Below are 13,478 nucleotides of genomic sequence, written 5' to 3'. Positions count from 1 at the left end.
TTTGGCTGAAGGACCGGCGCTTTCGGTTTGGCCGACGGGCACATACCGTTGGTCACAAGCAGATGCCACCTTAAGATCGCCGCTGCAAGGTGAATGCTTTCAGGGCTTCCAGAGTTTCCGGGCTGACGTGGTGCTCGATGCCCTCCGCGTCGATTCGCGCCGTCTCGACGCTGACGCCGATCGAGCAGAGAAACGATTCCACGATCTGATGCCTCTCGCGGCTGACGCGCGCCAGTTCCTTGCCGATATCCGTGAGGAAAACACCCCTGTACGGACGCTGCTGGATATAGCCCTCCGCGATCAGCCGCTTCAACATTTTGGCGACTGTCGGCTGGGCGACGCCAAGGCGCTGAGCAATGTCGACCTGCCGCGCCTCACCCCCGTCGGCGAGAAGGTCGGCGATGAGTTCGACGTAATCCTCCACAAGCTCGGTGCGGCGATTGTGCCGTGCCTGCTTAAAACTCTCCATGTGAGCATCGGCTGCAACAAGCGAACTCTCGGTTTCGAGCAACTGTTTATGCTTCACGTTCAAATCAATTCCGCCAGCTCATAATTCAATCCTCGGCGGAGGATAACATAGCTAAGGCTATATGTTCAACTCTCGCTTGCTCTGGATGTCAAAGGCAGTCCTTGTCATTTTCGTTCAATAGAAATAATATAGCCATTGCTATACTCATAGTATGATGCTTTGTTTCATTTAAACTGCTAATTGGAGTATTTGCTAAAATGCTGAAGTGGGCGCAGACCGTTTTAAGCAGGCGAAGCCTATTGGGCGCAGGGGTCGCATCAATCGGGGCGTCTGCCATCTACGCCGGCAACACGGCGGCGCAGGACGCTGGTTCCGGCAATCATGCAGGAATGGATATGGGCAAGGGAACGGCAGCAACAAGCGATCCCGCCATCGTGCCGACCCACAAGGCCGCGCACGGCGCCATGATCACAGTCGGCACGGTCGACAACGTTCGCAACGGCTTCGATCCGATGGCTATGCTCACCGATTGGGAAACCGGAACCCTCAGCGATCTGCCGGACGGCCGCAGACTGCGTCGTTTCGAGATTACCGTAGAGGAAAAGGAAATAGAGATCGCGCCCGGCGTGATGTTTCCTGCATGGACCTATAATGGCCGTGTCCCAGGTCCGTCCATCCGCGCGACGGAAGGCGAGCGTCTGGAAATCAAGCTCATCAACAACGGTTCACATCCGCACTCGCTGCATTTCCACGGCATTCATGCCGCCCGGATGGACGGTGTACCCGGCGCAGGTGTCATCGGCCCCGGCGAAGAATTCGTCTACGAGTTCGACGCCAAACCTTTCGGCTGCCACCTTTACCACTGCCATGCCCTGCCGCTTACACGCCACATCCACAAAGGCATGTACGGTCTGTTCGTGATCGATCCCGATCCGATCCGCCACCCCGACCATCTCGACGTCGCCCAGTCGCGGCTGCTCGGGTCTCCGGAAAACGCGCGATGGCAGGAAATGGCGATGGTGATGAATGCCTTCGACACGAACTTCGATGGCGAAAACGAATTCTACGCCTGCAACACGGTCGCGCACTGTTATGCGAAGGAACCAATCAAGGTCGTGAAAGGCCGGCCGGTCCGCATCTATCTGGTTAATATCGTCGAATTCGACCCCATCAACTCTTTCCACCTGCATGCGAATTTCTTTGATTATTACGACCAGGGAACGACGCTGACACCGACGCTGAAGACGGTCGATCTCATCGTGCAATGTCAGGCACAGCGGGGCATTCTCGAATTCACCTTCGAGGAGCATGAGCCGGGGCTTTACATGTTCCATGCGCATCAATCGGAATTCACCGAACTGGGCTGGATGGGAATGTTCGACGTTGTGGAGGCCCTGACATGATTCACGAAAAGATTGATGCAGCCGCACCGGCTTCCGGCCTATCCCGTTATCTCTGGCTGTTGTTGCCTGTCACGGTTCTAGCCGTGGCGATCGTCTGGCTGCTTCAGACAAACCCGCTGCAAGGCTTCAACAATGGTGCGCCGCCCGTCGAAAACCTGACGATCGAACGTACGGTGATCAATCAGGATGGACTGCGGCTGCTCGTGCGCGCCGGCGGATCGGACCCCATGGTCGTCGCTCAAGTCCAGATCGACGCCGGATACTGGGAATTCACGCAAGAGCCCCAAGGCCCGATAGCCCGCGGCGACACGGCCTGGATCAGCATCCCCTACCCTTGGGTCCTCGGTGAAACGCACAATGTAACATTCGTAACAAATACGGGCGCGACCTTCGATCACCAGATCGCAGTCGCCGTTCCAACGCCTGTTGCTACGTCGGGCAGTTTGTGGTCGCAGGCCATTCTCGGGGTCTTCGTCGGGATCCTTCCCGTTGCGATCGGTTTGATGTGTTATCCGGCTCTGCGTGGCGCAGGCCAAGGAACGATGACGTTCCTGCTGGCATTGACCGTCGGACTTCTCGCATTCCTTCTGGTGGACACCCTCGTCGAAGCATTGGAATTCGCCAATGCGTCTGCGCCGATATTCCAAGGCAGTGTGATGGTCGTGCTGACGGCCGTGGCCAGCTTTCTGGTCCTGATGGCGATCGGGCGTCGGAGGGGCACCCCGACGGGACTGGCGCTCGCGACCTTCATTGCGCTTGGCATCGGCCTCCACAATTTCGGCGAAGGCCTCGCCATCGGAGCGGCCTTCGCAGCGGGGGCCGCGGGGTTGGGTACGTTCCTTGTTCTTGGGTTCACGTTACACAACATCACCGAGGGGATCGGCATCGCCGCTCCGATCCTGAAGATCAAGCCCAGCTTGTCTTCGTTTGTCGGTCTGGCCCTGCTCGCAGGAGGACCGGCAGTGATCGGGATCTGGGTGGGCAGCCTGGCCTACGCGCCGCAGTGGACGGCCATCGCCCTTGCCGTTGGCGCTGGCGCGATCGCGCAGGTGGTTGTCGAAGTCTGCGGGCTGATCGGCCGCTCGAACGGCCAGGGCGTAAAGTCGCTTCTTGCGCCTGCTTCCTTCGGCGGCCTGGCAGCAGGCGTCGCGTTCATGTACCTGACTGCGATGCTCGTCAAAATATGACAATCAGGGGCACAGTGGGCCAAACAACGAGTTCGCAGCTCCCGCAGGATAATCGACGACACGACGGGCCCTAGGATGGCTCCCGAGAATCTCCAAAGAGGCCGTCACCGGCGGTAGCCGGGGGCTTCCGTATCTCTGCTCCCAGCAGACGGGGCCTGCTGGACACCCCGATCTGTCGATGCTGAATCCGATGAGGGCGAAGGCGCGCTGCGCCTGTTGTGACGACAGCCCCATTTTTGGAATTTTCCTCTTGCACCTCTAGCCGCTAGAGCATGTATTCAATGCGTCATGACAGCAAGGAGCCGCTCATGACAACCAACGCAACGCAATCCCGTTACCGGATTGAAGGGATGGATTGCGCAAGCTGCGCATCGAAGATCGACACGGCCGTGCGACGCATGCCGGGTGTCTCGGAAGTTTCCGTGTCCGTCACCGCAGGCACCATGACAATCCACCATGACAACACAAGCGACCTCGACGCGATAGCGAAGAAAGTCAAAGGCCTTGGTTACTCGGTCGCGCCGCTGACAAGCGGGAGGGCGACAGCGCCGAACCGGACGGGCGGCGAACATGATCCCGGTGATCCCGCCGGCCACGATCACGACGACCACGACCACGACCATGCGGATCACAAGGGTGACGATCACGCGACACCAGCTCCTGCCGACAAGATGGAAGGGCTGCACGGCCATGACCACGGGCCGACGGACGGTTCCTGGTGGCGCAGCAAGAAGGGCAGACTGACGATCGCCTGTGGAGCGGCGTTGATCGCTGCCTATGCCATCGGGCAGTTCGTGCCTTCTATCGCGTCTTATGCGTTCATCGCCGCGATGCTGGTCGGACTGATCCCGATCGCACGCCGCGCCATCATGGCGGCGATGGCGGGGACGCCGTTCTCCATCGAGATGCTGATGACGATTGCAGCCGTTGGGGCCGTCTTCATCGACGCAGGCGAGGAAGCTGCCGCGGTAGTATTCCTCTTTCTGGTGGGGGAACTGCTTGAGGGCGTGGCTGCAAGAAGGGCGCGCGCGAGCATCCAGGCGCTGACGGCTCTGGTGCCGAAGACGGCTCTCCTTGAAGAAAACGGTCAGACCCGTGAGGTTCCGGCGGACAGCCTCGCTGTGGGTGCCATTATCCTCGTGCGCCCTGGCGACAGGATTCCTGCTGACGGGGTGATTGTGTCGGGAGAAGGTTCGATCGACGAATCACCGGTCACCGGAGAAAGCACCCCGGTGAGCAAAGGTGTCGGGGCCAATACGTTTGCCGGAACGGTCAATATCGACGCGGCATTGCGGCTGCGCGTCACCGCGGCCGCGTCCGACAATACGATCGCACGCGTGGTCAAACTGGTCGAGGAAGCCCAGGAATCCAAGGCACCCACGGAGCGGTTCATCGACCGCTTCTCCAAATACTATACGCCCGGCGTGGTCGTGGTTGCCGCTCTCGTCGCGATTATCCCGCCATTGCTCTTCGCAGGCCAGTGGGGTGAATGGGTCTACAAGGGTCTCGCGATCCTGCTGATCGGCTGCCCCTGCGCCCTCGTCATCTCGACGCCCGCTGCCATCGCTGCCTCGCTTTCGTCGGGCGCCCGTCGCGGGCTGCTCTTGAAGGGTGGCGCAGTGCTGGAGAATATCGGCAAAGTCACGGCGATAGCGCTCGACAAGACCGGAACGCTCACGGCAGGCAAGCCGAAGGTCACCGACATCATCGCGTTCGACCGCAACGAAGCGGATGTTCTGAAATATGCGTCTGCCCTCGAGACCGGTTCCAGCCACCCGCTGGCGATCGCCATTCTCGGAAAGGCAACGGACGAGAAAGTCGCGGTTCCTCAAGTCACCGATGCGAAGGCATTGGGTGGCAAGGGTGTGACGGCTTCGGTCGATGGCACCGAAGTCTTCCTTGGGTCGCCCAAGGCGGCTGGCGAACGTGTGCCGCTTCCTGCAGAACATCAGGCGCGCATCACGGCGCTCAATGACGAAGGCAAGACCGTTTCCGTGCTGATCATCGGCGACACGCTCGCCGGAGCGATCGCCATGCGCGACGAACCCCGTCCGGATGCTCTGGCAGGTCTCAAGGCGCTGACCGATGCTGGAATCAAGACAGTGATGCTGACGGGCGACAACACGCGCACGGCCACCGCCATCGGCAAACAGCTCGGCATCGAGGTTCGCGCCGAACTGATGCCGGAAGACAAGCAGCGCATCGTCGGCGAGCTTAAGGCGCAGGGCTTCATCGTCGCCAAGGTCGGCGACGGCATCAACGACGCACCCGCGCTTGCGGCAGCCGATGTCGGCATCGCCATGGGCGGAGGCACCGACGTCGCGTTGGAAACGGCAGATGCCGCCGTGCTGCACGGCCGCGTGGCGGATATCGCGGCGATGATCGATCTTTCCAAGCGCACGATGGCCAACATCCGGCAGAACATCACGATGTCGCTGGGACTGAAAGCAGTGTTCCTGGTGACGACCGTTATCGGCATCACTGGTCTGTGGCCAGCTATCCTTGCTGACACCGGAGCCACCGTGCTCGTGACCATGAACGCTTTGAGGCTGTTGCGGTCTCCGACGGCTTAGCGGCTGCGGTGGCCGCCGGACCCGATCGGAAAGTCCGATTGGTGGAGCGGGGAAGTGCGGCTGCAAGTCATTGCCGACCACTTCAAGTCCGGGCATTCGAAAGCGGGACGAGCCAGCGAGGGCTCGTCCCGCTTTCTGTTCCATGAGGCGTCCGCCGCCTTTTGGCGACCCGGACCCGCCTCACCGGCTCCGCCCCGGCGTCGTGGCGGCTGTTTGAAACCTTCGATGTTAACCGCGTCCACCGATGTTACCCGGACCTCGATTGACTCCTCCCATGCTGCGCCATTAACTGGGGACTTGCGATGTCAGGAATGCGGCCAATCGGGAATGCGGCGGTAGCACTCGCAGCGTTCGTGTTTTCGGCAGGCTCAGCCATCCCCGCGCCTTCGGTGGCATCGCTCTGGATGCAGACAGGCTCCATCACCTCCCAACCCATCGGTCACTACGAATTCTGCCAACAGAATGTGGACGAGTGCTCGATCAAGTCCAGATCCGGGCCGCCGCCGCGGGTCACCGAGCGGGGCTGGCAGGTTATCCGCGAGGTGAACTCGTCTGCCCCTCGACCTCGCGAGCGCTGCGGCTTTCGGCAAAAGTATAGGCTACCGCCGGCGGCGCCGGACCATTCCATGGGCGATCGTCGATCGCTTGTGCCCATAACTGGCAGATCTTGGTTCGTTTGCGCCCCGGATCGAGCCGCGGAAGTGGCGTCTCATCACAGAACACCCTCGGCTGCGAGCGGATGAAGGCGGTGAGCGCATCGTAGAGAAGCTCAAGCCACCAGGCGACCCGCGTGACCCAGGCGCCGAGATCGATGATCACGCCGCAGGAGGCAAGCATCTGGGCTTGACGGTGAAGCGGCAGATGCCATGCAAACTTCGAAACGGCGACATGGGCAGCGAATGCCGTCGTCACCATGCCACCATCCATCACGCGCCCCGGCGCGGGTGCTTGCACAACACCGTTTTCGCAGGCCCGGCATGCATAGCGTGGCCGGATCGTCCGTTTCACCTGAACGACGGCCGGCACGATATCGAGCGCCTCGCTGACATCCGTGCCGATGCAATGCCGTTCGAATGAGCAGCAGGGGCAGACCTTGCTCTCCGGCTCGATGACCTCGTCATAACGCGGAAGGTGCTTGGGTAAGTGGCCGATGTTGCGAGCCGGCGATCGCCGTGCCGGTGTTGTCCGCTCTGGCGAGGGGGCAACATCGTCATTAGCAGCTACGGGAATGTCGCTGAGGTCACCCAGGTCGAGCATAGCCTGTGTCGGATCGACCGTCGTCATCTTCTCCGACTTCGGGCCAAAAAGCTGGCCTTCGAGGAAGGCAACACGCACCTTGAGATCGGCATTCTCTTCGTCAAGCGAGAGAATGATCCGGGTCAGTTGCACGGCGTCCTGCGGTAAGGGATCGGGTCGAAGCGGCATGATAGATCCTACCATATAGCTGCGAATCTTCAAGCAAAACCAATAGGATCAACCTACTTTCGAGGGGCGTTTTACCGGGTTGTGCTTCATCCTCGTCCAGTCAATACCGGCCAGCAAAAGCGAGAACTCTTCGCGCGTCATCTGCATGGCGCCGTCGCGGATCGGTGGCCAAACGAACTTGCCCGCCTCAAGCCACTTCGTCGCCAGGATCATGCCGGATCCATCCCAATAAATGCAGCGAAGACGATCGAGGCGCTTTGCGCGGAACACGAACACATCGCCGCAATACGGATCAGCCGAAAGCGCTGACGCCACCAATGCAACCAGCCCATTCATGCCGCGCCGGAAGTCGATAGGCTGCGTCGCAACCATGATCTTCACACCGTTCGGTGACCCTCCGATCACCGGCGGCCTCGCAGTGCCGCCACCATCGCCTGCGCCAGCTCGGGCGCCACCGAGCCAATCACAGTCATTCGAGCCCCGGCAATCTCGATCTCAATTCGACCCGCGGCAACGGGGGCGACATTCGACGCCGGATCCTCGCAAGGTGTTCGCTCTCCAACAACCGTCACCGGCACGAACATAGCCTGCTGCGGGCAGGCTTTCGCAGATCGTCGAGAGATCAGCCCGGCCTCGCGGCGCCAGACATTCAGCAAGCCGCGATTGACGCCCCAGCGCCGGGCGACGGCCGAGATGTTCACGTCGGGTTCTGAACTCTCGGCAAGGATCCGCGCCTTCTCTTCGTCAGTCCAATTTCGCCGCTGGCGTCGCCCGGTGATCACCTCTATCCGCCGGTAGACCCCGTCATGCCTGGCTTCATCCATGGCTTCAAGCATGGCATCAGCACGATCTCCAACCATTCCGTTCCGCTCCTGTCGATGAAGGAGCACATCTCGCGGCCTTGGTCAGAAAAGGAAAGGTGGGCTGTTCGTCGCGCTCACGGAAAGGATACTGATCTCGTCCGGGTTCATACATCGCGGAAATTCTGGCTGAATGGCGATTTTGTTCACAACCTGGACACGAGTTTACAGCGGAGCGAGGAGCACGCCTCACCTGCTGCCGTTAATTTTTGCTTGCCAGTCACGCCTTCAGTGTACGCCATGTCGTTAGCGTTCATTCGCGTATCCCGAACCGGGATTGTAGCGAAACCTATCGGATGAACGATCTGTTCCGGCACAATTGAAATCAGCAGAACCGCTCCTTTGCCGTCGATGTCAACACCGCTTCTCCATCCCCGGAGCACGAAGCGTGACGCTGGGGATGAGGCTGTGCGCATCATTGAAAATGCTGGCGCTTTGCCTTCATGAAAAAGAGGCAACACAGGCAGATCGACTGCAGAGGATTTTGCGGTCAAAAAGGCAGACGCGCTCGTGAAATTTAGGGGTATTGAGCCAATCCACCCCTGAACAACCAGACGTTGGCGCAAATCTTCGACAGTGCCGGTCCACTGAACCATAAAGGGCTCTTCCCGCTCGCCCTCAAAGTCTGTCCGATAGAGCGGAAGCGTTTTCCAGCCATCCGCCAGCCAGGCCACGCGACTAAGGGTACGAACGGGCGGGTCCGACAGCGCATAGATTTCAAGTCCACGCGCGTGGGTCGTTACAGCATGCCATGTTCCAAAGGTCAGGATGACAGTTGCTGCAATGGCCAAAAGTCGGACGGGCTGAACTGTTGTGGTATAGGCTCGCCTGAACACCAGACCGTAAGCAGCGGCAATCCCGAAACCGAAAAGCAACCCGCCAACGACGTCCGATGGCCAATGGGCGGCCAGGTAAATTCGCGAAACCGCAATCATTCCGACCAAGCCGCCCAAGCCGCCGAGGATCCAGGCTCTCCAGGGCGCGCGAACAGGCATCGCCGTCATCCATCCGATGGTGCCGTAAAGCGCCGCTGCCATCGTGGCATGGCCACTTGGAAAGCTAAAAACCTGAACACCCTCGTAAAGCGCAATAGGCCGTGGGACACCCATCCATCCCTTGAGCAGCGATGAGAACGCGCTGGCAAGCAGCAACGTCAGCGCCATTCCGCCTGCAAGGCCCCATGCCCGCCGCCACACCAACCAGGCCAATACAGCGAGCGCTACGGCCGTTATCATGACTGTGTCGCCCAGGGACGTGATTATAACCATGATATGATCACCCCATGCTGTTCTTAGTCCTTGAACGAAATGGCTGATTGCAGCGTCGGATAGCGCGAGTGACCCGCGATCCGCTACTTCTTCGACAAGCATGATGAAAGCGGCAACCGCCAATCCAAGAAGGATACCCAAGGGGAGAATATTGCGGATATTCTGGGATGGCGACAAAACCTTGAGGGCAAACGCACGGGCTGCTGTCGGGGAGCGCCTCTCCAGCGACACAACGGCTCGCAACCGGATTCTTTCGATGAATGGCAGCAGGCGCAGCAACAAAAACCTTGCCATCCAACCGATTACCACAGCTCCCAATAGCAGGAGAATAATCGCGATGGCGAGGCGGCTGCTGATGTGATTGAGGAAACCCATCGATGCGCCAACCAGGGCGCCTGGCAGTATGTGTGCCGGCGCCCATGCGAGGGCAGAGGCTATATTCACAACATAGAAGCGTCTGGCTGGCATCCCGAGTGCACCAGCAATCAAAGGTATGACGGATCGCAAGACCGGGACAAAACGGCCAATCGCAACGCTTTTTCCGCCGTGTCGAGCAAAGAACGCTTCTCCTTTCGTCAGCATTTCGCGATTGCGTGAGAACGGCCAAACCTCGTGCAGCCGCCCGCGGTAACGCCCGCCAAGCCAGTATGAAAATCCATCTCCGGCGATTGCCCCAAGCGTCGCCCAAACGAGGATAGGCCATAATCCCAGATGGCCGAGTCCGACAATCGCTCCAACTCCGATTAAGATTGCCGTTCCAGGGATAATGGCCCCAATCAAGGCTATGGATTCAGATGCGGCAATCAGAAAAACAAGGATGCCAGCCAGATTTGGGTTCTGGGCGATGATGGTCGTGACGGACTGAATGTAACCGCTCATTCGCGTTCCCCTTGGAATGTCATCTCGATTTTTAATCCTGGCTGATTATCGCCAAGCCGAATATCGATGTTGTGCAACTGCGCGACCGCTGCAGCGAGCGCAAGACCAAGGCCATGCCCGGAAGTGCTGCGGCTATTTTCCATCCGATAAAAACGCCGGAATACAGCTGCCCGTGCTTCAACCGGGATGCCCGATCCGTTGTCGCTGACGTTGATGATCGGACACCCGCTTGCGTTCGTACCCAGCCCTATCTGCACGAGGGTTTGCGTCGGTGTATGCCTCAGAGCATTCTCGACCACATTGGCCAGCAATTGCGTGAGGAGTTCTCTGTCGCCGTCAATCCAGATATCCGGCGCAATTTTAGCGATGATCCGACGTCCCCCGTCCTCGGCAACTGCTGAAAAGACATCGGTTACCGTCTCACACAGGTCGGACAGATTGATTCTTGCGAAGGCAGCGCGTCGCGTGCCGGCTTCGATCTGGGCAATCCGCAAAAGGGCTGCAAACGTTGCAAGTATATCATCGGTTTCCAGAATGGCCCGATCAATGGCCACTTGGAACCCCCGAACATCCGCGGACTTCCGAAGCGCGAGATCGAGCCCCTGTCGCAGCCGGGCAAGCGGGGTACGAAGATCGTGAGCAATGTCGTTGGAGACCTGACGCATTGATTCCATGAGTGCCTGTATTTGCGTCAGCATCTCGTTGATATTCCCGGCAAGCCGGTCGAACTCGTCGTTTGAGCCTCGTAGGGGAATGCGTTCGCTTAGATATCCTTCAGCAAACCGAGACGTTGCTGTAGTGAAGGTTTCAACTCGACGCAAAAACGATCTGCTTAAGATAAGACCACCGAAAATAGACAAGACTACCGTGATTGCCGCCGCCCAGGCGAATGACACCAAAATAGCGCCTTTGAGTTCATCCTCTTCGCCGGATGGGTAGGCGACGACTATTGCACCCTTGCCTGGCATGGCAGTGCGCTTCGCCAAAAGCACTTCACCATCATCCCTTGGCTCCCGAATGCTCTGCCAGTCAGGACCACTTGGAGGGAAGGCAAGACGACCGGCGAGTAAACGCCCGCTCTCATCTAGGATCGCGTAAATCGGATCGCGGTCTTCGGAAGCCGGCCGTGATCTAACGAACGCGACGGCTGCAGGCAGGCCAGCCGATTGAACGATCTGGACCAGTCGTGCTGTCTCCGCGTCGATGACGCTACGAATCTGACTATTTGCGTAGTCCGCGAGGAGAAAAAAAACGATCGCGAAGAGAACTGCGGTCAGAAGCGCAAAAAAAGCTGACACCAGGATAGCCAAACGAAATGCGGTGGTCTGAAAGAGCCTAAGCTGGATCACGAAGGCAATATCCCGCACCGCGCACCGTTTGAATGAGGCTGTTGTCACAATCCTTGTCAATCTTCGATCGCAGCCGGCTGATATGTGTCTCAACGATATTGGTCTTCGGATCGAAGTGAAAGTCCCATACATTCTCGAGAAGCATGGTTCTTGTGACGATTTGGCCGGCATGGCGCATGAGATATTCCAACAATTTGAACTCACGCGGCTGAAGCGTGATCGGGCTTGATCCCCGCCGTACTGACCTTTTGATAAGGTCAATCTCAAGATCAGCAACGGTCAGAGCGGTATCAACCAAGGCGATCGGCGGACGCCGGCAAAGAGCGTCCATGCGTGCGACGAGTTCTGCGAATGCAAACGGTTTGATGAGATAGTCGTCGCCGCCGGCCTTTAATCCGTCTACGCGGTCATCAATACCGCCAAGGGTGGTAAGAAAAATAGCAGGTGTCATGACCCCTGCTCCGCGCAATGTCTTCACAATACCTATGCCGTCCAGACCGGGCAGCATCCTGTCTACCACGAGGCAATCGTAATCGCCGTCGGCTGCGAGAAACAAACCGTTTCGCCCATTCTCAGCATGATCGATGACCCATCCGGCCTCCTCGAGCCCACCAACGATATAGGCTGCCGTTTCTGTGTCGTCCTCGATCAACAAAGCTTTCATGGGGCATCCTTACGTATTATTTCGGCCCGCCGGACGATGACCGCCCCGCCGCATATGCGGCGGGCGGTCCTACTCGTTAGTTGGCGCCTTCGGCACCTTCGTTCATTTCCTGCGCCTCACCAGATTCCTGGTTTTCGCCGGCACCATTGTCACCTTCATCTTCGCCATCGGCTTCCTTCGCCATGGCCATCGCTTTGCCGGTCATGGCATCCACCGAGACCTTCTGCTCGCCATTGGGGCTGAGAAGCTCGATTTCATAGGCGAGCGAACCATTCTCGTCATCCAGCCCGGCATCAGCAGCCTTGCCGCCGAATTCCTTTTCAGCCGTTGCAATCGCTTCAGCCAAGGACACCTTCGCGCCATCCACAAGCGCGAGCTCGGAGGCGCCGGTCTGTCCGGCCTTGGTTGCCTGCGCGTTCGCAGTCTGAGTGAAAACCGTACCCAAAGCGCCGGCGGCAAGCAAGGCAGCGAGAGCAGCGGGAATGAGTTTGGACTTCGTCATATCAGTCTCCAGTGTTGGACGCACTGCACGATGCAGGGCGTTGAAGTGACCATAGCGATCCGTTCATTGCCGCTGTATTTCCTCAACTATACAGATTTGTCGTATTCGAAAATGTTATTGCCTCGGCAGGCAATCGCATCCTTGCCGGACAACAAAAGAAGCCGGACCGGGGACGCCGGTCCGGCCACAATCGGGCCGGGAGCTACGAATAAGCCCAATTGCAGATTGTCGATCAATCGGCGAGTTCCGCTCCACCTGCGTCCTTCTTGAAGGTGATCGAAACAGGCGCCTCGCCGTTGGCCGCGATCTGCAGCTGGAGTGTCTTCGGTGAAGGCGTCGTGTACAGCATGGAATTCTCGTTGGCACGGAAATGCGTTTGCGCGGCCGCCCAATCCGCGACACCTTCCAGATCGAAGTGCAAAGCTGTGGTTTGTCCGGCAGCAATCGTGAAACCTGACAGGTCGCGATAGATACTTTCCATCTTCGCGTTCGTATCGTCGGTCAGCGTCAGATACATCTTCAGGCCCTTGAGATCAGCCTTGCCGTCATTCGAGATGGCAATTTCCAGGTGATCGGAAACGTCCTTTTTCGTCGACGGATCGAAGTTGTCCTCGACCTTGGCAGAGACAATCCGGATCGTTGCCGGTGAGCCTGTCTGAACAATTGGGTTGCTGAGCTCTGTTGGCTTGGCGTCAGCTTTATCGTTCTGGCCGTCGCCGTCCGTATCCGCAATCAGAGGTTCGGTTCCGAGCAGTTTCTCGGCAATATTGGGGATGCCATCATTGTCGATATCGAGGGGGGCCGAGAGTGCAGGCACCGCAAAGGCTGTCAAACCGAGAACGAAGAGGCTCGATACGAACAGGTTGGTTTGCTTGACGTATGTCATGGTCAGTCCTTTT

General features: G+C 58.7%; 11 protein-coding genes and 2 pseudogenes. 4 read left to right on the top strand and 9 right to left on the bottom strand.

The genetic code is table 11. The features are described 5' to 3' along the window. Positions 1 to 70: 70 nt before the first annotated feature. Positions 71 to 526 carry a manganese-binding transcriptional regulator MntR gene (gene mntR, locus R6X40_RS26380; RefSeq protein ID WP_412178464.1) on the bottom strand — a complete coding sequence of 152 codons (456 nt, stop codon included), beginning with the start codon at positions 524 to 526 and terminating at the stop codon, positions 71 to 73. A gap of 200 nt (positions 527 to 726) precedes the next feature. On the opposite strand from mntR, the gene R6X40_RS26375 reads away from it, so the two are divergent. The 4 genes and pseudogenes from R6X40_RS26375 to R6X40_RS26360 form a co-directional block, all read left to right on the top strand. Next, positions 727 to 1,872 carry a multicopper oxidase domain-containing protein gene (locus R6X40_RS26375; protein ID WP_318417545.1) on the top strand — a complete coding sequence of 382 codons (1,146 nt, stop codon included), beginning with the start codon at positions 727 to 729 and terminating at the stop codon, positions 1,870 to 1,872. After that, positions 1,869 to 3,059 (top strand): metal transporter, encoded by a 1,191-nt coding sequence (locus R6X40_RS26370; protein ID WP_318417544.1) that lies wholly within the window; start codon positions 1,869 to 1,871, stop codon positions 3,057 to 3,059. Before R6X40_RS26375 ends, R6X40_RS26370 begins: the two co-directional genes overlap by 4 nt. Before the next feature lie 308 nt (positions 3,060 to 3,367). Further along, complete coding sequence (locus R6X40_RS26365) at positions 3,368 to 5,632, top strand: heavy metal translocating P-type ATPase (RefSeq protein ID WP_318417542.1); 2,265 nt, start codon at positions 3,368 to 3,370, stop codon at positions 5,630 to 5,632. A gap of 302 nt (positions 5,633 to 5,934) precedes the next feature. Continuing rightward, positions 5,935 to 6,126 (top strand): annotated as a pseudogene (locus R6X40_RS26360) (transglutaminase); the annotation flags it as partial. Positions 6,127 to 6,175: 49 nt separating this feature from the next. Here R6X40_RS26360 and R6X40_RS26355 read toward each other — a convergent pair. From R6X40_RS26355 to R6X40_RS26320, 8 genes and pseudogenes are all read right to left on the bottom strand, one after another. Beyond that, positions 6,176 to 7,057: pseudogene (locus tag R6X40_RS26355) on the bottom strand (transposase); the annotation flags it as partial. A 48-nt stretch (positions 7,058 to 7,105) separates the two neighbouring features. After that, positions 7,106 to 7,462 (bottom strand): IS66 family insertion sequence element accessory protein TnpB, encoded by a 357-nt coding sequence (tnpB, locus tag R6X40_RS26350; protein ID WP_318417540.1) that lies wholly within the window; start codon positions 7,460 to 7,462, stop codon positions 7,106 to 7,108. Then, positions 7,459 to 7,917: an IS66-like element accessory protein TnpA gene (gene tnpA / locus R6X40_RS26345; RefSeq protein ID WP_318417538.1), complete on the bottom strand. Its 459-nt coding sequence runs from the start codon at positions 7,915 to 7,917 to the stop codon at positions 7,459 to 7,461. Before tnpA ends, tnpB begins: the two co-directional genes overlap by 4 nt. A gap of 146 nt (positions 7,918 to 8,063) precedes the next feature. After that, positions 8,064 to 10,064 carry a bifunctional DedA family/phosphatase PAP2 family protein gene (locus tag R6X40_RS26340; RefSeq protein WP_318417537.1) on the bottom strand — a complete coding sequence of 667 codons (2,001 nt, stop codon included), beginning with the start codon at positions 10,062 to 10,064 and terminating at the stop codon, positions 8,064 to 8,066. Then, on the bottom strand, positions 10,061 to 11,413 hold the full coding sequence (locus R6X40_RS26335; RefSeq protein WP_318417536.1) for a sensor histidine kinase: 1,353 nt from the start codon (positions 11,411 to 11,413) through the stop codon (positions 10,061 to 10,063). The genes R6X40_RS26340 and R6X40_RS26335 overlap by 4 nt, the downstream gene beginning before the upstream one ends. After that, the gene (locus R6X40_RS26330; protein ID WP_318417534.1) at positions 11,400 to 12,077 is read right to left on the bottom strand and encodes a response regulator transcription factor; all 678 of its coding nucleotides are present in this window, start codon (positions 12,075 to 12,077) and stop codon (positions 11,400 to 11,402) included. Before R6X40_RS26330 ends, R6X40_RS26335 begins: the two co-directional genes overlap by 14 nt. A gap of 76 nt (positions 12,078 to 12,153) precedes the next feature. After that, positions 12,154 to 12,579, bottom strand: coding sequence for a PepSY domain-containing protein (locus R6X40_RS26325; RefSeq protein ID WP_318417533.1), 426 nt, complete (start codon positions 12,577 to 12,579; stop codon positions 12,154 to 12,156). A gap of 232 nt (positions 12,580 to 12,811) precedes the next feature. After that, positions 12,812 to 13,465 carry a hypothetical protein gene (locus R6X40_RS26320; protein ID WP_318417531.1) on the bottom strand — a complete coding sequence of 218 codons (654 nt, stop codon included), beginning with the start codon at positions 13,463 to 13,465 and terminating at the stop codon, positions 12,812 to 12,814. Positions 13,466 to 13,478: the final 13 nt, after the last annotated feature.

This window comes from Rhizobium sp. PL01 (assembly GCF_033447125.1).
GTDB lineage: Bacteria > Pseudomonadota > Alphaproteobacteria > Rhizobiales > Rhizobiaceae > Pararhizobium.
The sequence above is the reverse complement of the archived record's forward strand: the minus strand, read 5'-3'. Positions and strand labels throughout refer to the sequence as shown.